The 24,438-nt window shown below is 64.9% G+C and carries 24 protein-coding genes; 17 read left to right on the top strand and 7 right to left on the bottom strand.

What is annotated here, in order from left to right:
* Positions 1–31 precede the first annotated feature (31 nt).
* Positions 32–2,275, top strand: a complete 2,244-nt coding sequence (gene ptsP, locus CUR21_RS03875; RefSeq protein WP_100195709.1) for a phosphoenolpyruvate--protein phosphotransferase — start codon at positions 32–34, stop codon at positions 2,273–2,275.
* A 209-nt stretch (positions 2,276–2,484) separates the two neighbouring features.
* On the opposite strand, the gene CUR21_RS03870 is transcribed toward ptsP, so the two are convergent.
* The gene (locus CUR21_RS03870; protein ID WP_100195708.1) at positions 2,485–3,261 is read right to left on the bottom strand and encodes an EcsC family protein; all 777 of its coding nucleotides are present in this window, start codon (positions 3,259–3,261) and stop codon (positions 2,485–2,487) included.
* A 63-nt stretch (positions 3,262–3,324) separates the two neighbouring features.
* Entirely contained in the window at positions 3,325–3,813 is a 489-nt protein-coding gene (locus CUR21_RS03865; RefSeq protein ID WP_232622676.1) for a GNAT family N-acetyltransferase, read from the bottom strand.
* 143 nt (positions 3,814–3,956) lie between these two features.
* Here CUR21_RS03865 and CUR21_RS03860 point away from each other — a divergent pair, with 143 nt between their 5' ends.
* Entirely contained in the window at positions 3,957–4,544 is a 588-nt protein-coding gene (locus CUR21_RS03860; RefSeq protein ID WP_100195706.1) for a flavin reductase family protein, read from the top strand.
* 45 nt (positions 4,545–4,589) lie between these two features.
* Here the strand turns inward: CUR21_RS03860 and CUR21_RS03855 are convergent, their stop codons facing one another.
* On the bottom strand, positions 4,590–6,017 hold the full coding sequence (locus CUR21_RS03855; protein ID WP_100195705.1) for an NCS1 family nucleobase:cation symporter-1: 1,428 nt from the start codon (positions 6,015–6,017) through the stop codon (positions 4,590–4,592).
* A gap of 178 nt (positions 6,018–6,195) precedes the next feature.
* Here CUR21_RS03855 and CUR21_RS03850 point away from each other — a divergent pair, with 178 nt between their 5' ends.
* From CUR21_RS03850 to rlmJ, 9 genes are all read left to right on the top strand, one after another.
* A complete protein-coding gene (locus tag CUR21_RS03850; protein ID WP_100195704.1) occupies positions 6,196–6,960 on the top strand; it encodes a GntR family transcriptional regulator in 765 nt (254 codons plus the stop codon).
* A 151-nt stretch (positions 6,961–7,111) separates the two neighbouring features.
* Complete coding sequence (locus CUR21_RS03845) at positions 7,112–7,978, top strand: S-methyl-5'-thioadenosine phosphorylase (protein ID WP_100195703.1); 867 nt, start codon at positions 7,112–7,114, stop codon at positions 7,976–7,978.
* Positions 7,975–8,640, top strand: coding sequence for a hypothetical protein (locus CUR21_RS03840; RefSeq protein WP_100195702.1), 666 nt, complete (start codon positions 7,975–7,977; stop codon positions 8,638–8,640). The genes CUR21_RS03845 and CUR21_RS03840 overlap by 4 nt, the downstream gene beginning before the upstream one ends.
* A 10-nt stretch (positions 8,641–8,650) precedes the next feature.
* Positions 8,651–9,190 carry an adenine phosphoribosyltransferase gene (locus tag CUR21_RS03835; protein WP_100195701.1) on the top strand — a complete coding sequence of 180 codons (540 nt, stop codon included), beginning with the start codon at positions 8,651–8,653 and terminating at the stop codon, positions 9,188–9,190.
* A 311-nt stretch (positions 9,191–9,501) separates the two neighbouring features.
* Positions 9,502–10,743: a chromate efflux transporter gene (gene chrA, locus CUR21_RS03830; RefSeq protein ID WP_100195700.1), complete on the top strand. Its 1,242-nt coding sequence runs from the start codon at positions 9,502–9,504 to the stop codon at positions 10,741–10,743.
* 59 nt (positions 10,744–10,802) lie between these two features.
* On the top strand, positions 10,803–11,261 hold the full coding sequence (locus CUR21_RS03825) for an SspB family protein (protein ID WP_100195699.1): 459 nt from the start codon (positions 10,803–10,805) through the stop codon (positions 11,259–11,261).
* 104 nt (positions 11,262–11,365) lie between these two features.
* Positions 11,366–12,760 carry a class II fumarate hydratase gene (fumC, locus tag CUR21_RS03820; RefSeq protein ID WP_100195698.1) on the top strand — a complete coding sequence of 465 codons (1,395 nt, stop codon included), beginning with the start codon at positions 11,366–11,368 and terminating at the stop codon, positions 12,758–12,760.
* Positions 12,761–12,860: 100 nt separating this feature from the next.
* Positions 12,861–13,037 carry a DUF4169 family protein gene (locus tag CUR21_RS03815; RefSeq protein WP_100195697.1) on the top strand — a complete coding sequence of 59 codons (177 nt, stop codon included), beginning with the start codon at positions 12,861–12,863 and terminating at the stop codon, positions 13,035–13,037.
* A 90-nt stretch (positions 13,038–13,127) separates the two neighbouring features.
* A complete protein-coding gene (gene rlmJ / locus CUR21_RS03810; protein WP_100195696.1) occupies positions 13,128–13,907 on the top strand; it encodes a 23S rRNA (adenine(2030)-N(6))-methyltransferase RlmJ in 780 nt (259 codons plus the stop codon).
* A 55-nt stretch (positions 13,908–13,962) separates the two neighbouring features.
* On the opposite strand, the gene pepN is transcribed toward rlmJ, so the two are convergent.
* Positions 13,963–16,521, bottom strand: a complete 2,559-nt coding sequence (gene pepN, locus CUR21_RS03805) for an aminopeptidase N (RefSeq protein ID WP_100195695.1) — start codon at positions 16,519–16,521, stop codon at positions 13,963–13,965.
* A 139-nt stretch (positions 16,522–16,660) separates the two neighbouring features.
* On the opposite strand from pepN, the gene CUR21_RS03800 reads away from it, so the two are divergent.
* Positions 16,661–18,172 carry an FAD-binding domain-containing protein gene (locus tag CUR21_RS03800; RefSeq protein WP_100195694.1) on the top strand — a complete coding sequence of 504 codons (1,512 nt, stop codon included), beginning with the start codon at positions 16,661–16,663 and terminating at the stop codon, positions 18,170–18,172.
* 3 nt (positions 18,173–18,175) lie between these two features.
* A complete protein-coding gene (locus tag CUR21_RS03795; RefSeq protein ID WP_198431612.1) occupies positions 18,176–18,331 on the top strand; it encodes a DUF2256 domain-containing protein in 156 nt (51 codons plus the stop codon).
* Positions 18,332–18,338: 7 nt separating this feature from the next.
* Here the strand turns inward: CUR21_RS03795 and CUR21_RS03790 are convergent, their stop codons facing one another.
* A complete protein-coding gene (locus CUR21_RS03790) occupies positions 18,339–18,806 on the bottom strand; it encodes an SRPBCC family protein (protein ID WP_100195693.1) in 468 nt (155 codons plus the stop codon).
* 250 nt (positions 18,807–19,056) lie between these two features.
* Here CUR21_RS03790 and CUR21_RS03785 point away from each other — a divergent pair, with 250 nt between their 5' ends.
* Together CUR21_RS03785 and CUR21_RS03780 are read left to right on the top strand one after the other, a co-directional pair.
* The gene (locus tag CUR21_RS03785; RefSeq protein ID WP_100195692.1) at positions 19,057–21,225 is read left to right on the top strand and encodes a malate synthase G; all 2,169 of its coding nucleotides are present in this window, start codon (positions 19,057–19,059) and stop codon (positions 21,223–21,225) included.
* Entirely contained in the window at positions 21,222–21,647 is a 426-nt protein-coding gene (locus tag CUR21_RS03780) for a heme-binding protein (RefSeq protein WP_100195691.1), read from the top strand. Before CUR21_RS03785 ends, CUR21_RS03780 begins: the two co-directional genes overlap by 4 nt.
* Positions 21,648–21,660: 13 nt before the next feature.
* Here CUR21_RS03780 and CUR21_RS03775 read toward each other — a convergent pair whose 3' ends face one another.
* Positions 21,661–21,912: a BolA family transcriptional regulator gene (locus CUR21_RS03775; RefSeq protein WP_100195690.1), complete on the bottom strand. Its 252-nt coding sequence runs from the start codon at positions 21,910–21,912 to the stop codon at positions 21,661–21,663.
* A 90-nt stretch (positions 21,913–22,002) separates the two neighbouring features.
* Between CUR21_RS03775 and CUR21_RS03770 the strand changes: the two genes are divergently transcribed.
* Complete coding sequence (locus tag CUR21_RS03770) at positions 22,003–22,635, top strand: J domain-containing protein (RefSeq protein ID WP_100195689.1); 633 nt, start codon at positions 22,003–22,005, stop codon at positions 22,633–22,635.
* Positions 22,636–22,728: 93 nt separating this feature from the next.
* On the opposite strand, the gene msrB is transcribed toward CUR21_RS03770, so the two are convergent.
* Positions 22,729–23,193 carry a peptide-methionine (R)-S-oxide reductase MsrB gene (msrB, locus tag CUR21_RS03765; RefSeq protein WP_100195688.1) on the bottom strand — a complete coding sequence of 155 codons (465 nt, stop codon included), beginning with the start codon at positions 23,191–23,193 and terminating at the stop codon, positions 22,729–22,731.
* 187 nt (positions 23,194–23,380) lie between these two features.
* Between msrB and cobS the strand changes: the two genes are divergently transcribed.
* The gene (gene cobS, locus CUR21_RS03760) at positions 23,381–24,355 is read left to right on the top strand and encodes a cobaltochelatase subunit CobS (RefSeq protein WP_198431611.1); all 975 of its coding nucleotides are present in this window, start codon (positions 23,381–23,383) and stop codon (positions 24,353–24,355) included.
* Positions 24,356–24,438 lie beyond the last annotated feature (83 nt).

The following is a 24,438-nucleotide window of genomic DNA, read 5'->3' as shown; positions in this document are numbered from 1 at the left end:
ATAGAGGGGGCAAGTCAAAGGGTGCCCCAGAATGCCAGAACGGTCGGATAGTGACAGCCGCAAACTCTTGCGCCGCCTGCGCGACGTCTTGGGCGCGCAGGCCAAAGGGCAAGAGCGGCTGGACCAGATCACCCATCTGATCGCCGATTCGATGCGCACCGAAGTCTGCTCGATCTACCTGTTCCGCGACGCCGAAACGCTTGAGCTGTGTGCCACCGAAGGGCTCAAGGCCGAATCCGTCCACCAGACCCGGATGAAGCTGGGCGAAGGCCTCGTGGGCCGCGTCGCCCGCACCAACACCCCCGTCAACACCGCCGATGCCCCCGCCGAAAAGGGCTTTCGCTACATGCCCGAAACCGGCGAGGAGATCTATTCCAGCTTCCTCGGCGTGCCGATTCAGCGCGTGGGCGAAAAGCTCGGCGTGCTCGTGGTGCAGTCCCGCACCGCCCGGCAATTCTCGGATGACGAGATCTATGCGCTGGAAGTGGTCGCCATGGTGCTGGCCGAGATGACCGAACTGGGCGCCTTCACCGGCGACGAAGACGGGATGCGCGCGCTGCACCGCCAGCCGGTGATGTTCCGGGGCGCCACCGGGCAGGAAGGCGCCGCCGAAGGCCATGTCTGGCTGCACGAACCGCGCGTCGTCGTCACCAACCCGGTCGCGGATGATCCGGTGGCCGAGATCGACCGTTTGCGCGATGCGGTGGGGCAGCTGCGAATCTCGGTCGATGATCTGCTCTCGGCCGAAAGCCTCGACAAGGAACAGCGGCAGGTGCTGGAAGCCTACCGGATGTTCGCCAATTCGCGCGGCTGGCTGCGCCGGATGGAGGCCGACATCCAGAACGGCCTGTCGGCCGAGGCGGCGGTGGAAAAGGAACAATCCGCCGCCCGTGCCCGGCTGGAACAGGTGCCCGATGCCTACCTGCGCGAAAGGCTGAACGATCTCGACGATCTGTCGAACCGCCTGCTGCGCATCCTCACCGGCCAAGGCGCCGACACCGGGGCCGAGATGCCGGAAAACCCGGTGCTGGTCGCGCGCAACATCGGCCCGGGCGAGCTGCTGGAATACGGGCGCAAGCTGCGCGGCGTGGTGCTGGAAGAAGGCTCGGTCGGCAGCCATGCCGCCATCGTTGCCCGGGCGCTGACGATCCCGCTGGTGATTCACGCCCGCCGCATCACCGCCGAGGCGCTCAACGGCGACCATATTCTTGTCGATGGCGATCAGGGCATCGCCCATCTGCGCCCCGAAGAGGCGGTGGCCCGCGCCTTCCGCGACAAGATCGCCATGCAGGCCGAAGCGCAGGTGCGCTATGCCTCGCTGCGCGATCTGCCCGCCACCACCGCCTGCGGCACCACCATCGCGCTGCATATGAACGCGGGCCTGATGGCCGATCTGCCCAGCCTCGAAGGCTCCGGGGCCGATGGCGTCGGCCTCTTCCGCACCGAGTTGCAATTCCTCGTGCGCAACAAGATGCCACGCCGGGCCGAACTCGCAGGGCTCTACGCCCGGGTGATGGATGCCGCCAAAGGCAAGCGCGTGGCCTTTCGCACCCTCGACATCGGCTCCGACAAGGTGCTGCCCTATATGAAACCCAATGACGAGCCGAACCCCGCCATGGGCTGGCGCGCGATCCGGGTTGGCCTCGACAAACCGGGCGTGCTGCGCATGCAGATTCAGGCGCTGTTGCGCGCCGCCAATGGCCGCCCGCTGACCCTGATGTTCCCCTTCGTCACCGAACTGGCCGAATTTCAACAGGCGCGCGCCCATGTCCTGCGAGAGGTGCACCGCGAACGCTCGCTCGGCCATGTGGTCCCCGCCACCCTTGAAATCGGCGCCATGCTGGAAACCCCCAGCCTCGCCTTCGCGCCACGCACCTTTTTCGAGCTGACGGATTTCGTCTCCATCGGCGGCAATGATCTCAAGCAGTTCTTCTTCGCCGCCGACCGCGAGAATGAACGGGTGCGCCGCCGCTATGACATGCTCAACCTGTCCTTCTTGGGCTTCATCGAACAGATCGTCGGGCGCTGCGCCGAAACCGGCACGCCCCTCTCCTTTTGTGGCGAGGATGCGGGCCGCCCGGTCGAGGCGCTGGCCTTGGCCGCCTTGGGGCTGCGCAGCCTCTCGATGCGCCCGGCCTCGATCGGTCCGGTCAAATCCCTGCTGCGCCGCGTCAATCTGGCCGAGGCCCGCGCCGTGATCAGCGCGGCCCGCGCCCGCGGCGACATGAGCGCACGCCCCGCCCTGATGGACTGGCTCGCCACCCAACCCGCCTGACGCGGCACGGCATTGCCCAAGCCGCCACGCCCCCGCCGTCTCTCTTGTTCGAACGTCTCTCCTGTTCAAAAATATCCCCGCCGGAGGCAACGCCGCGGGCGGGTTGGCCGCAGGCCAGACGCCCGCTCACATTCAACGCGGCGCAGCCGCTCCTCCAGATCCCGCCGGTTCAGCCCAAGGAAGCGGCGGGTCACGCAAAAGTTAGCCGCTCAACCGCCCTTGCGCAGGCGCGGGGCCTCCACCGCGGTGCGGAACTCGGCCAGCACCGCCTCGGCCCCGTGGATCTGCGACAGCCGCAACAGCGCAAAGCGGATGCGGGCCACTTCGGTGAAATAGCTCAGGAACGCCGCGTTCAGCGCCGCCCCCGTCACCGCGCCGATCACCGGCACCGCCTGCGCCGCGAGCTTCTGGCCCAAGGTGGCGGCCAGTTTCGGGGCCACGGTGGCAATCACCTTTTGCACCGCAGGCCCGGTCAAGGTCAGCCGGGCCGAGACGAAACTGGTGTTGATCCCGTCATCCTCGGCCAGCGGACTGCCCGCGCCAAAAACCTTGATGCATTCGGCCCGCACGCCCGGGTCCTCGGGGTCAAAGCCTTCGGCCCGCGCCGCCTGCCGGATCGCATGCAGGATCAGCGTCACCGTCACCGGCAATTCCGCCAGCGCGGTGGGCACCCCGCCCGCGCCGCCCGCCGCCCCGGCGGCCATCGCAGCCACCAAAGGGCCGCGCGTCCCGGTATCGGGCAGGCGGTCGCCTTGCCCGGCCACCGCCATCGCCGCCGACAGAGCCTGCGCCACCCCCCGCTCGATCTGGCTGCGATAGGCCTCGGGCACCAGCGCCAGCTGCTGCTCCAGCCGCCCGCCCAAACGGTTCACCAGCGAAATCACCGGCCCATTGGCACGGCGGTGCCGCGCCGCCAGATCGCGGATTTCGGGCAAGGCATCGCCCGGCAACACAAGAAGGATATGATCGCGTGACAAAGGGTCCATGCCCTTTGATATGGGGGCCTTTGGCCGCCGCGCAATCCCTGCGCGCCGCCCGATTTTCGCGCCTCAGGTCGCCTTGGTGACAGCCCCCGTCACCCCGTCCCAAGCCCCGGCCTTGAGCGCCAGCCCCAAGACCCGCTCGGGGTTGGTGGGCGGCGGCATTTCCACCCCCTCCAGCTTGCGAAAGCCAAAGCGCCCGTAATAGGGCGCATCCCCCACCAGAAGCACCCGCTCCCAGCCCAGCCGCCGCGCTTCGGCCAGACTTTCGTTCATCAAAAGCCCGCCCAAGCCTTCACCCTGCCGCGTCGGGTGCACCGCGATCGGCCCCAGAAGCAGCACATCCTGCCCCCCCACCAGCGCGGGCCAATAGCGGATCACCGCCGCCAGCGCCCCGGTCTCGTCGCGCAAGGTCAGGCACAGCGCCGCCACCGTCGGCACGCCTTCGCGCAGGCGGTAGGACGACAGCGCCGTGCGACCGGGGGCAAAGCACAGGTCATACAGCGCCTCGACCTCCCACCAATCGTCTTCGGTCTCTTCTTCAAGCCTGTAGACCACGCGCGCCTCCTGCCCTCGATCCCGCCTGCCACCGCCGCGGCCAAGCACCGGCGATTCCCCGCACTTCCCTGTGGCACGCGCCCGTAACATGCGATTATGTCAGGTTCAAATCCCCATTCCCCCCGCCCGACAGGAGCACGCCCATGTTCTACAGACCCCAAGACGGACACGGTCTGCCCCACAACCCGTTCAACGCCCTCGTCACCCCGCGCCCCATAGGCTGGATCTCCACCACCGGGCCGCAAGGCGACAATCTCGCCCCCTATTCCTTCTTCAACGCCGTGGCCTATGTGCCGCCGCAGGTGATGTTCGCCTCCACCGGCGCCAAGGACAGCCTCGCCAATCTGCAAGACACGGGCGTCTTCGCCGTCAACATCGTCGCGGCCCAAATGCTGGAGCAGATGAGCGCCACTTCCGCCGCCCTGCCGCGCGGCACCGATGAATTCGCCGCCGCCGGGGTGGCCAAGGCCACCTGCACCACGATCGCCTGCCCGCGCGTGGCCGATGCCCCCGCCACGCTGGAATGTCAGGTGACGCAGGTGCTTGCGCTCAAAGGCGAGAACAACTTCCTGATCCTTGGCGAAGTCACCGGCATTCACCTCAAGGAGGACTGCCTCGTGGACGGCCGCTTCGACCCGGCCCGCTATCAGCCGCTCGCGCGCATGGGCTACCGCGACTATGCGATCGTGCGCGACACCTTTGAACATCTGCGCCCGGATGACCAACGCTAAGGGCGGGGTCTCCCCCGCCCTGCGCCCTCTCGCTCTGCGCCGTGCTCAGCCCTGCGGCTGCGCGGGGCTGCGCAGATAATACACCGCGCCCCCCAGCACCGCGCCGATCACCCAGGCATAGCCTTCCAGCTGCGCCAGCGCCGGCACCCAGACCGCCGCCACCGAAAACGCCGCCCCCACGCCAAAGGCCAGCAGCGCCGTGTGGTTCCAGCCGTTGCGATAGTGGTATGGCCCCCGCTCCATGTCATAGAGCGCGTCGCGGTTCAGCGTCTGCTTGCGGATCAGGTAGTAATCCACCACCAAAATCCCGAACAGCGGCGCCAGCGTGGCCCCCAGCGTGTTCACAAACCCGCTGATGCCCACGTTGCTGATCACCGCCGTCCACAGCCCGCCGATCACCAGCGCAAAGCCAGACGTCACGATGCCCGCCTGCCGAAAGCTGATCCGCCCGGGCGCAAGATTGGCGATCCCGTTCACCGCCGGAATGAAATTGGCCACCAGATTGATGCCCACCGTGGCGGCAAAGAAGGTGATCGCCGCGATCACGCCCAAAAGCACGCTGTCGGTGCGCTCGACGATCTCGGTCGGGTTGATGATCTGCTCGCCATAAACCGCCGCCGCACCCGCCGTGGTCAGCAAGGCCAGCGCCGAGAACAGGATCATGTTCAGCGGCAACCCCGCCAGATTGCCCTTCACCATCGCCTCCTTGCTCCTGGCATAGCGCGAGAAGTCACTGAAATTGATCATCACGGCGGCGAAATAGGCGATCATCGTGCCCACGATGGCGATGAACCCCGCCACTTCCGTGCCCCAAGTGCCTTCGGGATTGGCAAAGATCGTCGCCGCATGGTGCAACAGCTGCCCGTCCGACTTCACCCACAACACCGCGACCAGCCCGATCATCACCGCATAAACGAACGGCCCCGCGATGTTCAGGAATGTCGCGACCCAGCCCATGCCGCGCCAGAAAATGACAATGTGAAAGGCCCAGACAATCAAGAACGACATCCAGTCGATCCCCGACAGGCCCAGAAACAGGCTGCCGCCCTCGGCCCCGGTCACCAGACGGATCAACAGCGCCAGCGCGGTCGAGGCGAAATAGACCTGCACCCCATACCAGAACACCGCCACCGTGGCGCGCATAATCGCCGGCAGCTTGGCCCCGGCGGTGCCCATGCTGGCGCGCGCGAACACCGGATAGGGAATGCCGTATTTCTCCCCCGCCGCGCCCGACAGGTTCACCATCAACATCACGAACAGCCCTGCCGCGATCAGCGCGGCAAAGGCCGTCCAGCCGCTGACGCCATAGCCGATGAACAAGGACGCCACCAGCGTATAGCCGAACAGCGATTGCACATCATTGGCCCAGACGTTGAACACCGCGAACCAGCCCCATGTCTTTTCATGCGGCTCTGTCGGGCGCAACGCATCCTCGTTGCCCGCAAAATCCTCTGCTTCCGTGATCGCCGCCATGGCCCGTCCCTTCCTGATGCTGATGTGCCATGCCTCTCTCCGGGTCTCCCCTCGCGCGCCGGATCTTGTCGCCCGGTCGCAAGAAAGGGCTTGTCATCGGCCCGGTTCAAGACATTTATGCTAACATGTTACGTGACGTCCCAGAGTCACACTACACCGTCCCGGCAAGAAAGAGCTTATGGAAACCGCAGACAATCCGGCCCGCAACCGCGCCCCGTCCCGCGCCCGCCCGGCGCCCCGCAACGGCGCGGGGGCGCCAAGCGCGCCGCCCGATCAGGCCGAACAGGCCTATCAGGCCTTGCTGGATCACCTGCGCCAAGGCCACTTGGCCAGCGGCATGTTCCTGTCGATGCCGCTTTTGGTGGCGCAACTGGGCTTTCCGCTCGCCGCCACGCGTGAGGCGGTCAAACGCGCCGAGGCCGCCGCCTTGGTCAGCATCCTGCCCAAGCGCGGGCTGATGGTGATGCGCGCCGATGCCGCCACCACCCGCGATTGCATGGAACTGCGCGCGATGCTCGACATTCACGGCGCGCAAGGGCTGCTTGCGCGCGGGGAAACCCTGCCGCTCGCCGCGCTGCGCCGCGCGCATGAGGCGCTGCGGGACGAGGCCGCGGCCTTGCCCCCCGGCAGCACCGTGCAGCGCCGCGCGATTGAAACCGATCTGTCCTTGCACGATCTGCTGGCCACCGGGCTGGATGGCCCGCTGCTGCCGCGCCTCTATGCCGACAACCGCAACCGCATCGCGGTGATCCAGACCCAGCGGCCCTTTCTGACCGATCGGATCGTGCCCGCGATGACCGAACATCTGGCCATCCTCACCGCGCTCGAGGCCCGCGACATGACGGCCGTGCAGCAAAGCCTGTGGGACCACCTGACCCATACCTTGCGCTGGTGGGGGATCGACGCGCGGGGATCTGCGCCTGCGCCTGGGTGTCTGCCGTAGGGCGGGGTTAACCCCGCCCTACCGCTGCGGCGGGCGTTGCGGCGGTGTTCTGACGCAGGCGGGCGCCCTGCCCACCCTTCCCTCTGCCCGCCCCTTCCCTCTGCCCGCCCCCCGCCGTAAGATCGGCCCGACCCCAAGCGTGAGGCCCGGAATGAACAGGATGATCGGCATAATCGGCGGCTCTGGCCTCTACCAAATCGACGGGCTGGAAGGCGCCTCCTGGGTCAAGGTCAAGACACCTTGGGGCAAGCCTTCGGACGAGGTTCTGGTCGGACGGCTGGACGGTGTTGCCATGGCCTTTCTGCCCCGGCACGGGCGCGGCCATGTTCTGTCGCCCACCGGAGTGAATCACCGTGCCAATATTGACGCGCTCAAGCGGCTGGGCTGCACCGATCTGGTGGCCGTCTCCGCCGTGGGGTCGCTACGCGAGGACTTTGTGCCGGGCGATTTCGTGCTGGTGGACCAGTATATCGACCGCACCTTCGCGCGCGAGGGGTCTTTTTTCGGCAATGGCTGCGTTGCGCATGTAGGCTTTGCCCATCCGACCTGCGCGCCGCTTTCGGCCCGGGTCGGTGTCGCAGCCAGTGCCGCCGGAGCGCGGCTGCATGAGGCGGGCACCTATATCGCGATGGAAGGTCCGCAGTTTTCCACCCTCGCCGAAAGCCGCCTCTACCGGCAGTGGGGCGCCGATCTGATCGGCATGACCGGTCTGCCCGAAGCCAAACTCGCCCGCGAGGCCGAGCTGTGCTACGCCAGCCTCGCCATGGTGACCGATTTCGACTGCTGGCACCCCGAGCATGGCGCGGTGGACGTGGCGCAGGTGGTGGCCATCATGGGCCGCAACGCCGGCCTTGCGCGCGAGATCATCGCCCGCCTGCCTGCCCTCCTTGGCCCAGAAAAGCCGCCTTGCCCGCAAGGCTGCGACCGCGCGCTGGACCATGCCATCATGACGGCCCCCCACCTGCGCGACCCCGATCTGCTGGCCAAGCTGGACGCGGTGGCAGGACGGGTGCTGTGAGCTTGCGGCACGGTCTGGCCGCAGGCCTGTGCGCGCTCGCGGTGCAGGCTGATGCCTCGGACGGCGTGCAGGTCGCAGGTCTGCTGTCCGACGCCGACTTCTTCCGTGCGGCCACGTGCGGCGCCGCACCCGGCGAGCCTTGCCAGCAAGACCCGATCCGCTGGCCCAAGACCGAGCTGACCCTTGCCGTCTTGCCGCCCGAGGTCGACACCGGGCGCTTTATCCCGCTCTTACTGTCGGTCAGCGTCGATTACGCCCTGCGGCAAATCAACCGCACGGGCGCGAACCTGCGCATCACCCGCGTGTATGACGCGGATGCCGACATCCGGGTGGCGCTGACCGATGCCACCGAGGGCACAGTGATGCCCGACCAGCCCGGCATCAGCGCGCCGGGCGAAATGGGGGTGGGCTATGCCTCGGTCTGGTCGACGCCCGACAACCAGATCACCGAAGCCTCGATCCTCATTTCATCCCAGATCCGCGCGTCCGAAATGGTTTCGGTGGTGCTGGAAGAGATCTTCCAGACCACAGGCCCGCTGTTCGACATCGACAGCCCTGCCTATGAAGGCGTATCCATCCTGTCGCAAAATGCCAATTCTACCGTGACCATCGCGGGACAGGACGCTGCCTTGCTGCGCCATCTGTATCCGCCTGAACCCTGAAAGCCTGCGCATGAGCTCTGCCAAAACCGTCAAGGATTACATCCGCACGATCGTTGATTTCCCGCATGAGGGAATTTTGTTCCGCGATGTGACCACCCTGTTTGCCGATCCGCGCGGGTTTCGCATGTGCGTGGATCAGCTTCTTGCCCCCTATGTGGGCGTGCGAATCGACAAGGTGGTAGGGCTCGAGGCGCGCGGCTTCATCCTTGGCGGCGCGGTGGCCCATCAGCTGTCCACCGGCTTTGTGCCGATCCGCAAAAAAGGAAAGCTGCCGGGGCAAACCATCGCGCAGGCCTATACGCTGGAATATGGCGAAGCCGTGGTCGAAGTGCATGAGGACGCCATGCAGGCGGGGGAGACCGTGCTGGTGGTCGATGACCTTCTCGCCACGGGCGGCACTGCCGAGGCAGGCATCAAGCTGATCGAAAGGTTGGGGGCACGGGTGGTGGGCTGCGCCTTCGTGGTGGATCTGCCTGATCTGGGCGGGCGCAAGCGGCTGGAGGCCATGGGCATGGATGTGCACGCGCTCTGCGCCTTTGACGGGCTGTAAAGCGCGCAAAGACAAGGCGGGGCACCGGCTCGCAAAGATCGCGCCCCCGCATGCCTGTTAACCGCGCCTTAGGGAATTCCGCCTAGACAAGAGGCGCGCGGTCGGTGATCGCGCTGCTGCTTGCACGGGGCCTTAGGGCCTTGGTTGACGTGCTGCTTGCAATCACACGTCACTCAAACCCCACCCCGCCGGGCCTGAAAATCCGGCGGGGTCACCGCTTTGCAGCAGGATTGCGGCCTTGTCTCAGAGGTCTTGGCGGGCCGCTGCGCAACCGTCTTGCGCTTGTGATGTGCCGCGACTAGCGTCCTCGCATGACCCCCAGTTTGCCCGATCTCACCCGCACCTTCGCCCGCATCGGGTGCTTGTCCTTCGGTGGCCCGGCCGCCCAGATTGCCCTGATGCACCGGGTGCTGGTGGATGAGCGTAAGTGGCTCAGTGAAAAAGACTACCTGTCAGCACTTTCGTTCTGCATGCTGCTGCCGGGGCCAGAGGCGATGCAACTGGCCACATGGGCAGGCTGGCGGCTCCATGGCACCGCGGGCGGCCTGATTGCCGGAGGCCTGTTTGTGCTGCCGGGGGCACTGGTGGTGCTGATCCTGTCGATGGCCTATGCGGCATGGGGTTCGCTTCCCCTGATGCAGGCGCTGTTTCTGGGCGTGCAGGCGGCCGTGATTGCCATCGTGATCGAGGCCTTGATCCGGGTGGCACGGCGTGCGCTGCGCGGGCGGGCGGCCTATGTGATCGCCGGGCTGGCGTTTCTGGGGCTGTTCGTGATGAACCTGCCGTTTCCGGTGATCATTCTGTCCGCCGGGCTTTGGGGTTTGTTCACCGCGCGCGGCACCCCTGCGGCTCTCCCCCCCGTTACCGCTCCGCGCACCCCACAGACGCTCGTGCTCTGGCTGGCGGTGTGGCTTGTGCCTTTGGGGCTGCTGTGGCTGCAAGGCGGCATCCTGTTCGACATCGGCTGGTTTTTTTCCAAGCTCGCGGTGCTGACCTTTGGCGGCGCCTATGCGGTGCTGGCCTGGATGACGCAAGAGGTGGTGCAGGTGCAGGGCTGGCTGACCACGTCGCAGATGATGGCGGGCTTGGGGCTGGCAGAGACCACGCCGGGGCCGCTGATCCTGGTCAATGAATTCGTGGGCTTCATGGCAGGGTATGGGGCTTCGGGCTGGGGCTTGGGGATCGCGGCGGCGCTGGTGACGCTGTGGATGACCTTCGTGCCTTGCTTTTTGTTCATCTTTGTCGCCGCGCCCTATATGGCGCGTGTCACCGCCGATCCGCGTCTGGCCGGGGCCTTGAATGCCATCATGGCGGCGGTTGTCGGGGTGATCGCGAATCTGTCGCTTTGGTTTGCCTTGCATCTGCTGTTCGGCACCCTCACCCCGCAAAGCCTTGGCCCAATGCAGCTCACGGTGCCGGATCTGGCAAGCCTGAACCTGACGGCGCTGGCACTGGCCGCGGTGTCGGCCCTGCTGCTCTTGGGGTTTCACCGCCCCTTGTGGCAGGTTCTGCTGGCCTCGGCGCTGCTCTCTGTCGCAATCAGTGCGGCCTGACCCCTTTTCATCGGGGGCAAAACCCCTATGCTGGCCGAACGACAAGATGAGGATGGGATATGGCGCGCTCGATTGATTACGGTAATCTGATGCACCGCGCGATGCGCAGCCTGATCCAGTCGGTGCTGGAAGATGTGGGCAAGAACGGCCTGCCCGGCGCGCATCATTTCTTCATCACCTTCGACACCACGCATCCCGATGTCGAGATGGCCGATTGGCTGAAGGCCCGCTATCCGGCAGAGATGACGATTGTCATTCAGCATTGGTTCGAAAATCTCGTCGTCGATGAGGATGGGTTCACCATCACGCTGAACTTTGGCAACCAGCCCGAGCCGATGGTGATTCCCTTCGATGCCGTGCGCACCTTCGTGGACCCATCGGTAGAATTCGGCCTGCGCTTTGAAAGCCATGCCGAAGAGGATGACGAGGCGCTGGAAGAAGACGAGGAAGATGACGATGATCCGCCGCCGCATCAGGATGCGCAGGTCGTCAGTCTGGACAAGTTCCGCAAGCAGTGATGCCGCGCGTGCCAGCCGCCTGATGGCTGTATGCGACGGTATGCCAATTGATTTTTCCGCGCCCCCGCCGTAAGGACGGGGCAGCAAAATCAGGAGGCTTGCCCATGTCCGCCACCCGCACCGAAACCGACAGCTTTGGCCCGCTCGAGGTTCCTGCCGACAAATACTGGGGCGCGCAGACCCAGCGTTCGATCATCAACTTTCCCATTGGCTGGGAAAAGCAGCCCGTGGCGATCATCCGTGCGCTTGGCGTGATCAAGAAGGCCTGCGCCCTGGTCAATGTCGATCAGGGCGATATCAGCCCGGAACTCGGCAATGCCATCGCCGCCGCCGCGACCGAGGTGATCGAGGGCAAGTTTGACGACAACTTCCCGCTGGTGGTCTGGCAGACCGGGTCGGGCACGCAATCCAACATGAACGCGAACGAGGTGATCTCGAACCGCGCCATCGAAATGCTGGGCGGCGTGATGGGCTCGAAAAAGCCGGTTCACCCGAATGACCATGTGAACATGGGCCAGTCGTCGAATGACACCTTCCCCACCGCAATGCATGTGGCAACGGGCATGATGGCGCGCGATGTGCTGTTGCCGGGACTGGAAAAGCTGCATGCCGCACTGGTCGCGAAATCGGAAGAGTTCAAGGATATCATCAAGATCGGCCGCACCCATACGCAGGATGCAACGCCGCTGACCTTGGGTCAGGAATTCGGCGGCTATGCCAAGCAGGTGGAAAAGGGCATTGCGCGCGTGAAGATGTGCCTGCCCGACATTTACGAACTGGCGCAAGGCGGCACCGCCGTCGGCACCGGCCTGAACACCCGCGTGGGCTGGGATACGCGTGTGGCTGCCCGCATCGCCGAGATCACCGATCTGCCCTTTGTCACCGCGCCCAACAAGTTCGAAGCACTGGCCGCGCATGACGCGATGGTGATGTTCTCGGGTGCCTTGAAAACAGTCGCGGCGGCGCTGTTCAAGATCGCCAACGACCTGCGGCTTCTGGGCTCTGGCCCGCGCTCGGGCTTGGGCGAGTTGATCCTGCCCGAAAACGAACCGGGCTCCTCGATCATGCCGGGCAAGGTGAACCCGACGCAGGCCGAGGCGCTGACCATGGTCTGCGCGCATGTGATGGGCAATGACGCCGCCATCGGCTTTGCCGGGTCGCAGGGGCATTTCGAGCTGAACGTCTACAACCCGATGATGTCCTATAACCTGCTGCAATCCATGCAGCTTTTGGGCGATGCGGCGGGGTCGTTCACCGACAACATGGTGGTGGGAACCCAAGCCAACACCGCGCGGATCGACAAGCTGATGAAGGAGTCGCTGATGCTGGTCACCGCTCTGGCCCCCACCATCGGCTATGACAATGCGACCAAGGTGGCCAAGACCGCGCATAAGAACGGCACCACCCTGAAGGAAGAGGCGATCGCGCTTGGCTTCGTCGATGCCGAAACCTTCGACCGTGTGGTGCGGCCCGAAGACATGATCGGCCCAAAGGGGTAAAAGGCGTTCCGGGACGTCAGGACCGGATCACATCCTCCGGTAAAGATTTAAAGGCATCGAACGCCCGCAGCCGCTGCTGCGGGCAAGGAGACGGAAGCCGATGGCCGAGATCGTCAATCTTCGCACAGTGAAAAAGCAGGCCGCCCGCAAGTCGGCCCGCCATCAGGCGGATGCGAATGCCGCGAAATTCGGGCTCACCCGCGCCGAGAAGGATCGGCAAAAGGCCGAAGCCGAAAAGGCTGCGCGCGATCTGGCAGGGCATAAGCGCGACCCTTAGGGCGGGGTTTCCCCCGCGCCTCCCGCGCCGAAGGAGGCTTCACCCCGCCCTGCCCTTGCGACAAGGCGTCTTGCCTGCTAGGGCAACGGGATGCTGTCATATCAACACCTCTATCACGCCGGAAATCTGGCCGATGTCCAGAAGCACGCGCTGCTTGCGTGGACGCTCGACTATCTGACGCGCAAGGACAAACCGGTCACCTACGTGGAAACCCATGCGGGACGCGGGCTGTATGACCTGACCGCGCCCGAAGCGGTGAAAACCGGCGAAGCGGCCAAGGGCATCGCCATCGCGCAGGACTGGTTCCCCACCAACCACCCTTATCGCCGCGCGCTCGCGGCCACGCGCGCCGAGCGCGGGCCAAATGCCTATCCGGGCAGCCCGCTGATCGCCGGGCATCTGCTGCGCGAGATCGACAGTCTTCACCTGTGCGAACTGCACCCGCAAGAACATGCGGCGTTGGATTATGCCGCCGCTCCCTTTGGCGCAAAGGTCTACCGCGAAGACGGGCTGGCAAAAGCGCTCTCGATCTGCCCGCCCACGCCCCGGCGCGGCATGGTGCTGATCGATCCCTCTTATGAGGTGAAAACCGACTACGAGACGATCCCGCGCGTGCTGGGCCAATTGCACCGCAAGTGGAACGTCGGCCTGATCTATCTTTGGTATCCGATCCTGCGAGACGGGCTGCACAAGCCGATGCTGGCCGAAATTATGGCCCTAGCCCCAGAAGCGCTTGTGCATGAGGTGCGCTTCCCCCCCGTGCGCGAAGGACATCGGATGGAAGGCTCGGGCATGGTGATGCTGAACCCGCCCTTCGGCATCGAGGAAGAGACAAAGCGCCTTTCGGCCCTGTTCCGAAAGCTGCGCTGAACCGACCGGGCCCGAATTTTCGGCGAAAATTCGTGTCTGGACCCGGTGCTGGGGATCACTCCCCCAGCATCCGGCCTGCCATTTCGGTCAGATCCCGGCTCAGCCCCTCGGTCGCCAGCATCCGGCGCAACCCTGCACGGATCATGGCCTGACGGTCGGCGTCATAGCGCCGCCACGTCTCGAACGCGGTCGACATCCGCGCCGCGGTTTGCGGATTCAACGGGTCCAGACGCAGCAGCCATTCGGCGACCAGATCATAGCCCCCGCCCTCCGCGTGATGGAATCCAGCGTGGTTCCCGGCAAGGGCGCCGATCACCGCCCGAAAGCGGTTGGGGTTTTTCCAGTCAAACGCCGGGTGCGCCGTCAGGTCGCGGGTCACCTCAACGGCGCGCTCGGGCGCAGCAAAGGCGATCTGCAGCGCAAACCACTTGTCCATCACATTGCGGTCATGGCTCCACCGCGTCTCAAAGCGGGCGAGTTCCGCTTGCCCTGCGCCGATGTCGAGCAGGCAGGCCAAGGCCCCGACCTCTTCGGTCATGTTGTTGGCTTGTGCGAACACCGCGCGTGCCGCCGCGCCGTCGTCCAGACGGCTGAGGAGAGACAACGCGGCAAGCCGCAGCGCGCGGCGCCCCGCCGCGCGCGCATCGGGGCTGAAACCGCCGGGTTCGGCCAAGGCCGCGATCAACCCCGGCACCTCAGAGCCAAGCCGCTGGGCAAGCGCCGCCCCCATCCTCCGGCGCGCCGCGTATATCCCTGCCGGATCGGGCACATGGCCCGACGCGTGCAGAGTTTGCGCCATATCATCCTCTGAGGGCAGGCGCAGGCAAAGCGCCCGGAAGGCCGGATCAAGGCTTTCGTCCAGCGCCACACGCGCCAAGGCATCCAGCCAGTCTGGCCCCGGTGCGGCCCCTGCCGTCACCATCCGCGCCAGCACATCCTTGGCAAGCGCGCGCCCGGCCTCCCACTTGTTGAACGGGTCGGTGTCATGCGCCAGAAGGAAGGCGCGTTCGGCGGCGGGGGTCTCGCGCTCCAGCACCACGGGCGCTGAAAACCCCCGCAAAAGCGAGGGCACCGGCCGCGTCGCCAGCCCTTCGAAGCGGAAGGATTGCCGCATCTCCGTCATCTCAAGCACGGTGGTCGCAAGCACCTCATCTCCGTTGGGGTTCAGCAAACCCACGGCAATCGGCAGCACCTTGGCACCCTTGACCGGCTGGCCGGGCGTGGCAGGGTTTTCCTGTTCAAAATGAAGGGTATAGACGCCATTGTTAAACTCATCTCTCACCTTCAGAAGCGGCGTTCCGGCTTCGGTATACCAGCGTTTGAACTGGGTCAGATCGCGGCCTGTCGCATCTTCAAACACGCGCAGCCAATCTTCGATGGTGGCGGCCTCTCCATCATGGCGCTCAAAATACAGATCCAGCGCCCGGGCATAAGCCTCGGCCCCCACCAGACGCCGCAGCATCCCGATGACCTCGGCCCCTTTTTCATAGATGGTGGCGGTGTAGAAGTTGTTGATCTCCATATAGCTGTCAGGGCGCACGGCATGGGCCAGCGGGCCTTGATCCTCGCGGAACTGGCGGGCGCGCAGCATCAGCACATCCTCGATCCGCTTGACCGCCGCGCTGCGCATGTCGCCGGAAAACTGCTGATCGCGGTAGACGGTCAGCCCTTCCTTCAGGCACAGCTGAAACCAGTCACGGCAGGTGATGCGGTTGCCCGTCCAGTTGTGGAAATACTCATGCGCGATGATCGCCTCGATCCGCGCAAAATCGTCATCGGTGGCGGTCTCGGGGCTCGCGAGCACGAATTTGGAGTTGAAGATGTTCAGCCCCTTGTTCTCCATCGCGCCCATGTTGAAATCATCCACCGCGACGATGTTGAACACGTCCAGATCATATTCACGGCCATAGACCTCTTCATCCCAGCGCATCGACCGGATCAGGCTGTCCATCGCATAGGCGCAGCGCTGCTCGTCGCCGGGGCGCACCCAGATATTGAGCGCCACATCGCGCCCCGACATCGTGCGAAATCGCGCGGAATGGGCGCGCAAGTCCCCCGCCACCAGCGCGAACAAATAGGCGGGCTTGGGCCATGGGTCATCCCATTCCGCCCATCCCGGCCCCGCGGCCACCGGGTTGCCGTTTGACAAAAGCACCGGCAAATCGCCTTCCACCCGCACGCGGAACCGCGCCATCACATCGGGGCGGTCGGGGTAGAAGGTGATCTTGCGAAAGCCCTCGGCCTCGCATTGGGTGCAATACATCCCGCGCGACATATACAGGCCCTCCAGCGCGGTATTGCCTTCGGGCGCGATCTCGACCTCGGTTTCCAGCACGAAAGGCCCATCGGGCAGATGCGCCGCCGCCAGCGTCAGCCCGGTGGCATCGGGCTGCGCGGCAAGGGGCCGTCCATCCACCGACAGCGCCAGAAGCCGCAGCCCCTCGCCATCCAGCCGCAGATCCTGCCCCGGCTCGCGTGCCGGGTTCGGCCGCATCTCCAGCCGCGCCATCACGCGGGTGGCTTGCGGCGCAAGGTGGAAGGTCAGCGTGACCTGATCCACCAGATGCGAAAACGGCTGATAGTCGGAAAGAAGAATGGCGCGGGCTTCGGTCATGTCATGGGTCTCCTGCCCGCCCAAGCTAGGCGCTTGGCCGCCATGCGCAACCCCGAAGACGGACCCGCGGCAGAAAACCCAAGGCCGCGCGGCGGATCGGGTCTTTACGAATCCGACGCATCCGCTATCTCTTTGTTCCATGAATGTTCTTGTCTGGTTCAAACGCGATCTGCGCCTGCATGACCACCCCGCGCTGACGCGGGCGGCGGCTCTCGGGCCGATCCTGCCGCTTTACGTTGTCGAGCCGGAGTATTGGGCTTTGCCCGACACCTCGGCCCGGCAATGGGAGTTCACGGCCGAATGCCTTGCCGATCTGCGCGAGGCGATGGCACAGGCGGGCGCGCGCCTTGTGGTGCGGGTGGGCGACGCGGTGGAGGTGGTGGCGCGGTTGTGCCGCCAGCACAAGATCACGCAGATCGTCAGCCACGAGGAAACCGGCAATCTGTGGACCTTCGCGCGCGACCGGCGGATGGCGGCTTGGGCGCGGCAAGCGGGTGTCGAATGGACGGAACTGCCGCAATCCGGGGTGGTGCGCCGGCTACAGGGCCGCGACGGTTGGGCAAGGCGGCGGGATGGGTTCACCGCGCAGCCACAACTGCCCGCGCCCTCGGGGCTGAACCCGGTGCCGGGGGTAGAGCCGGGCGCCATCCCCACGGCGCGCGCCTTGCGCTTGGCCGAGGATCGCTGCGATCACCGTCAGGCAGGCGGGCGCCAGCACGGGCTCTTGGCGCTGGAAAGCTTCCTCACATCCCGCGGTGAGCCTTATCGCGCCGCCATGTCCTCTCCCCTCGGGGGGGAGCGGGCCTGTTCGCGGCTTTCGCCTTATCTGGCGCTTGGCGCGCTGTCGGGGCGCGAAGTGGCACAGGCCGCCAGCGCGCGCTTGGCGGAACGCCCGGGCGGAAGCTGGCCCGGGGCGCTGTCCAGCTTTCAAAGCCGCTTGGCGTGGCGCGATCATTTCATGCAAAAGCTGGAAGATGAGCCGCAGATCGAGGCGCGTTGCCTGCACCGCGCTGCCGAGAGCCTGCGCCCGCGGGACCCCGATGCCGCGCGTCTCGCGGCGTGGAGCGCGGGCGAAACCGGCCTGCCCTTTGTCGATGCCTGCATGCGCTATCTGGCGGCGACCGGGTGGCTGAACTTCCGGATGCGGGCGATGGTCACATCGGTCGCCTCCTATCACCTTTGGCTGGATTGGCGGGCCACCGGGCCGGTGCTGGCGCGGCGTTTCACCGATTACGAACCCGGCATTCACTGGCCGCAGGTGCAGATGCAATCAGGGACCACGGGCATCAACACACCGCGCATCTACAACCCCGTGAAACAAGGGCTGGACCAAGACCCGACCGGTGTCTTCACCCGCCGTTGGGTGCCCGAACTGGCGCGGGTGCCCGATGCCTTTCTGCATTGCCCGTGGCGATGGGAAGGCGCGCGCACGGTGCTGGGATTGCTGTATCCAGAGCCGGTGGTGGATGTCAGGGGCGCACAGCGCGCGGCACGCGATGCCATCTTCGGCCTGCGCAAGACCATGCCGCGCGCCGAGGTTTTCGAGATCATCGAGCGTCACGCCAGCCGCGCGGGGGGGCAGTTTGTCAACGACCGCACCCCGCGCCGCAGGCCACCCTCGCCTTCGGCGCAGTTGAGCCTAGGTCTGTAACCCATGGCGAAGATGATCAAAAAAGGCGATCTGCCCAGCAAACCCTGCGCCCATTGTGGCCGCCCTTTCGCGTGGCGAAAGAAATGGGAAAAGGTCTGGGACGAGGTGCGGTTCTGTTCAGATCGCTGCCGCTCTGAGGCGAAACGCAAACCGGGCTGACCTTGGCTCACAGGGTTGCGGCCACCGCATCCAGTTGCGCCGCCGCGGTGCCCCAGCCTTGTTCAAACCCCATCTCTTCATGCGAGGCCCGCTGATCCGCGCTGCGATGCATCGCAACCGCGCGGTAGAGCGTGCCCGCGCCTTCGGGCTCGATCAGGATAAAGGCGGTCATCCCGAAACTGTCAGACGTTGGCCTGTATCCGGGGCCCAGCAGATCGGTCCAGACCAAGCGACGCTCGGGCACCACCTCAAGGATGCAGCCATCGCCCGTCTGGGTGCCCATGTCGGGAATGTCCATCGTGGTGGAGAAGATCCCGCCGGGGCGCAGGTCGATCTTCACATCGCGCGTGACCACAGGTTTGGGCGCAAACCAGCGCGCGATCAGCGCAGGCTCTGTCCAGCAGCGCCAGACCTTGGCAGGCGGAGCCTTCAGGTGGCGCACCAGTTCCAGATCCGTCTCAGGGTTCAGCTGCATTCTTATCCTCCACTGTCGCCAGAAAAGCCTCCAGCCGATCGGTGCGCGGCGCGCCGCTGTCAGCCCCACAGGGCAAAGATTAACCGATCCCACGGATTTGTAACCCTCTTCGAAAGGCGAAAGCTGTGTTCGGATTTGTGGTAAAATAAAATGACCGCTTTTGTTGCTTCGGCCTGCATTTTTCAGTATCTGTGCAGCACCGCATACGACGGTATTCCATCGGACACCGCAGGCAGAATCGAGGACTCCCATGACAGACCGCATCACCATCACCGGGTTGAAGGTTGACGCCCAGCTTGTGGATTTCATCGACCATCAGGCACTGCCGGGCACGGGCGTTGATGCCAGCACCTTCTGGCAGGGCTTCGCCAGTGCGGTGGCCGATCTGATGCCGAAAAACCGCGCCTTGCTCGCCCGGCGCGAGGCTTTGCAGACACAGATCGACACTTGGCACAAGGACCGGCGCGGCACGGCCTTTGACGCGGCCGCCTATCAGTCTTTCCTGACCGAGATCGGCTATCTGGTGCCTGAAGGCCCGGATTTCTCGATCGAGACCACGCAGACCGACCCGGAAATCGCCCATGTGCCCGGCCCACAATTGGTGGTGCCGGTGATGAACGCGCGTTACGCGCTGAATGCGGCGAATGCGCGCTGGGGCAGCCTTTATGATGCGCTCTACGGCACCGATGCCTTGGGCGATCTGCCCAGCGGCAAGGGCTATGACGCGGCGCGGGGCGCGCGCGTTGTGGCTTGGGGCCGCGCGTTTCTGGATGAGGCCGTGCCGCTCGCCCAAGGCAGCTGGAGCGAGGCGCGCGGCTTCCGGGTCGATGCGGGCCAGCTTTGGGTGACCGGGGCCGAAGAAGCGGTGGGCCTGTCCGATCCGGCCCGCTTTGTCGGCTACGCCGGGGCGGCGGACGCCCCCACCGCCCTCGTGCTGCGCAACAATGGCCTTCACATCGCCGTTCAGATCGACGCCACCACCCCCACGGGCCGCGATGATCTGGCGCATGTCTCGGACATCCGGCTGGAATCGGCGATGTCGGCGATCATGGATTGCGAAGATTCGGTCGCGGCGGTGGACGCCGCCGACAAGGTGCTGGCCTATGGCAACTGGCTTGGTCTGATGAAGGGCGATCTGTCCGAAGTCATCGTCAAAAGCGGCAAGGAAAGCATCCGCCGCCTGAACCCCGACCTGACCTTCACCGCCCCGGATGGCGCTGCGCTGACGCTGACGCTGAAATCTCGCGCGCTTTTGCTGGTGCGCAACGTGGGTCATCTGATGACCAACCCTGCGATCCTGACAGAAGACGGGCGCGAGATCGGCGAAGGCATCATGGATGCTTTTGTCACCACGCTTTGCGCGATGCATGATCTGAAAAAATCGGGTGGCAGCCGCAACTCGACCATGGGCTCGGTCTATGTGGTGAAGCCAAAGATGCATGGCCCCGAAGAGGTCGCCTTTGCCTGCGAGATCTTTGACCGGGTGGAACAGGTGCTGGGCCTGCCGCGCCACACCGTCAAGCTGGGCATCATGGATGAAGAGCGCCGCACCAGCGCCAACCTCAAGGAATGCATCCGCGCCGCCAAGGACCGGGTGGCCTTCATCAACACGGGCTTCCTCGACCGCACCGGGGACGAGATCCACACCAGCATGGAAGCTGGCCCCATGGTCCGCAAGGGCGACATGAAGGCGAGCGCGTGGATCAAGGCCTATGAAGACCGCAATGTCGACATCGGGCTCGCCTGCGGCCTGCGGGGCCGCGCGCAGATTGGCAAGGGCATGTGGGCGGCCCCGGACCTGATGGGCGACATGCTGGCGCAAAAGATCGGCCATCCGATGGCGGGGGCGAATTGCGCTTGGGTGCCCTCACCCACCGCTGCCACCTTGCACGCCACGCATTACCACCGCGTCGATGTGCTGGCGCGTCAGGCCGAGATCGCCAAGGGCGGGCCGCGCGGCACGCTGCAGGCGCTGCTGACGCTGCCGCTGGCGCAAGGCGCGAACTGGTCGGAGGAAGAGATCCGGCAAGAGGTCGAGAACAACGCACAAGGCATTCTGGGCTATGTGGTGCGCTGGATCGATCAGGGGGTGGGCTGTTCCAAGGTGCCCGACATCCACGATGTCGGCCTGATGGAAGACCGCGCCACTTGCCGCATTTCCTCGCAGGCGCTGGCAAACTGGCTGCACCATGGGGTGATCGGGGAAGACCAGGTGATGGCGGCGCTGCGCAAGATGGCCGCCGTGGTCGACCGCCAGAACGCCGGCGACCCTGCCTATCAGCCGATGGCCCCGGGCTATGATGGTGTGGCCTTCCGCGCCGCGTGTGATCTGGTGTTGAAAGGCCGCGCACAGCCTTCGGGCTATACCGAGCCTGTGCTGCACGCCCGGCGTCTCGAAAAGAAGGCCGAAGCCGTATGACCCTTTCCCTCGAACAGGCGCGCCAGATCATCTCGGCGGCGATGGCCAAGGGCCGCAGTGATGGCATGAAACCGCTGTCCGTGGTGGTCGTCGATGCAGGCGGCCACACCATCGCCTTCGAGCGTGCAGACGGCGCTTCCCCCGGACGCTATGCGGTGGCGCATGGCAAGGCCCATGGCTGCATCATGCTCGGGCTGCCGGGCAGCGCCATTCAGGCGCGCGCCGATGCACAGGCGTATTTCGTGCAGGCGATGAACGGCCTCTTTTCCGGGGATTTTGTGCCGGTCAAAGGGGGCGTTCTGGTCCGTGATGCGGCGGGCGTGGTGATCGGCGCCGTGGGCATCACCGGCGACAGCTCGGACAATGATGCGCTGGCCGCCTGCGCCGGGATCGCGGCTGCAGGGCTGGTGGCCGAAAGCTGAAGCGCCCTGCGCTTCAGCCCAGATCCAGCGCGATCGCATGCACCCGCGTGTTCAGATCGCCAAGCGCTGCATGCACGGCCCGGTGCCGCGCCACCCGGCTGAGAGGGGCAAGCGCCTCTGAGCGCAGCAGAATGCGAAAGTGGCTCTCCCCGCTGCCATCATCGCCGGAATGGCCTGCGTGCTTGTGACTTTCATTCACGATTTCAAGCTGTTGCGGCGCGAATGCCGCCATCAGCCGTTGCTGCATCTCATCCTTCACGGTCATTTTTGTGATCTCCCCCTTCAATCCGCCGCCCAAACCCCTAAACTGTGGCGCCCGAGTCGGAAAGACAGCGGGTCGCAGGAAAGGCAGACGATGGTCACGAAACCCCCCTTTGAATTCGACATTCGCGTTTCCGCGGACAAGAAGCGCAAGAAAACCACCAGACGGGGGATGTCGGGTGCGTTCGACACATCGAACAAGCCGTGCGACTTTCCGGGCTGCAAAGAGACCGGGGCTTACCGCGCGCCCAAAAGCCCCGATCTGCTGGATGAATTCTTCTGGTTCTGCAAAGAACATATCCGGGAATACAATCTGAAGTGGAATTTCTTTCAAGGCACTTCGGATGATGACTTCCAGAAGTTCCTCGACAAGGACCGGGTGTGGGAACGCGAGACCAAGCCCTTCAGCCGCAAGGATGACGGGCGGGCTTGGGCGCGGCTGGGCGTGGATGATCCGATGGCGCTCTTGGGGGAAAAGGCGACCCAGAACCCCGGGCGGCCCGTGGCGGCCTCGACCCGCAAACTGCCGCCGACCGAGCGCAAGGCGATCGAGATTCTGGACGCGCGCGACAGCTGGACCAAGGCCGAGATCCGCAAGCAATACAAATCCTTGGTCAAGGATTTGCACCCCGACATGAATGGCGGCGACCGCAGTGACGAAGAGCGTCTGCAAGAGGTGGTCTGGGCTTGGGATCAGATCAAGGACAGCCGCTATTTCCGCGACTGACGTGCAGCACGATTTTTCTGCGAAAAATCAAAACAGCGGGCCTTGCCCGCTGTTTTTTTCTTCCGATTTTTCGCAGAAAAATCGTGATGCGCGTCAGGCCGCGCGAAAGGTCAGCGCCGCCCCGTTCATGCAATAGCGCTTGCCCGTGGGCTGCGGACCATCGCCGAACACATGGCCGAAATGTCCGCCACAGCGGCGGCAATGCACCTCGGTGCGCACCCCGAACAGGCTGCGGTCTTCCTTGGTGCGCACAGCATCGGGCAAGGGTTGCCAGAAGCTGGGCCAGCCGGTGCCGCTGTCATATTTGTGCTGCGACGAGAACGCCGGCAGATCACAGCCCCCGCAGTGATAGGTGCCCGCCCGCGTCTCCTTGTCGAGCGGGCTGGTGAAGGCGCGCTCGGTGGCCTCCTCGCGCAGCACGCGGTAGGACAGATCGCTCAGCCGCGCGCGCCATTCGGCCTCAGACAGCTGAAATTCGAAGACACCGTCGGAGGCCCAAGCCTTCGGCCCCATGACCATCAAGGCCACGCCCCCCAAAACGACTGCACGTCTGTTCATTCTCATCTCCCGTTTCGGATAGCATACGCCCTGTTTACGGCCCCCGCGCGCAAAAGGTTTCGGCTTCACGCAAACGCGATCCGCCGCCACAATCACAGGCTTTGCCCCCTTCCCCTTGAACCCCGCTGCGTTATGTTCCACAACTTCACCGGAAATGGGCCAAAAGGCCGGGACAGGACTGAACAAGATGCTGGATCACGCGATGAAACCGACTGAAGAAATCTCTGTGCGTGAGGTGTTCGGCATCGACACCGATATGAAGGTCAAGGCTTTTGCCGAAGCGACAGATCGGGTTCCGGCGGTTGATCCGACCTACAAGTTCGACCCTGACACCACGCTCGCCATCCTTGCGGGCTTTGCCTACAACCGTCGTGTGATGATCCAAGGCTATCACGGGACGGGCAAATCCACCCATATCGAACAGGTCGCCGCTCGGCTGAACTGGCCTGCGGTGCGGGTGAATCTTGACAGCCACATCAGCCGGATCGACCTGATCGGCAAGGATGCGATCAAGCTGCGCGACGGCAAGCAGGTCACCGAATTCCACGAAGGCATCCTGCCTTGGGCGCTGCGCAACCCGGTGGCGATCGTGTTCGATGAATACGACGCAGGCCGCGCCGATGTGATGTTCGTGATCCAGCGCGTGCTGGAAACCGATGGCAAGCTGACGCTGCTGGACCAGAACGAGATCATTGCCCCGCACCCGTCCTTCCGGCTGTTTGCCACCGCCAACACCGTGGGGCTTGGTGACACCACCGGGCTTTATCACGGCACCCAGCAGATCAACCAGGCCCAGATGGACCGTTGGAGCCTTGTGGCCACGCTGAACTATTTGTCGCATGACGCCGAGGCGGCGATCGTTCTGGCGAAAAGCCCGCATTACAACACCGAAAAAGGCCGCAAGGTGATCAGCCAGATGGTTACGGTGGCGGATCTGACGCGCACGGCCTTTATGAACGGCGATCTCTCCACCGTGATGAGCCCGCGCACCGTGCTGAACTGGGCGCAGAACGCCGAGATTTTCCGCAATGTGGGCTATGCCTTCCGGCTGAGCTTCCTGAACAAATGCGATGAGCTGGAGCGGCAGACTGTGGCCGAATTCTACCAGCGCTGCTTTGCCGAGGAACTGCCCGAAAGTGCTGCCTCGATGGCGATGAAGTGATCTGCGGCGCGCGCATCTTGCCCTTGCGGTCGATCTTCGCCCAAGCCCCCCTTGCCTGCGAAGACGCCCCCTAGGGCGGATGA

Origin of the sequence: Pseudorhodobacter sp. MZDSW-24AT (genome assembly GCF_002794355.1) — a bacterium.
In the GTDB taxonomy this organism is placed as follows: Bacteria; Pseudomonadota; Alphaproteobacteria; order Rhodobacterales; family Rhodobacteraceae; genus Pseudotabrizicola.
The sequence above is the reverse complement of the archived record's forward strand: the minus strand, read 5'-3'. Positions and strand labels throughout refer to the sequence as shown.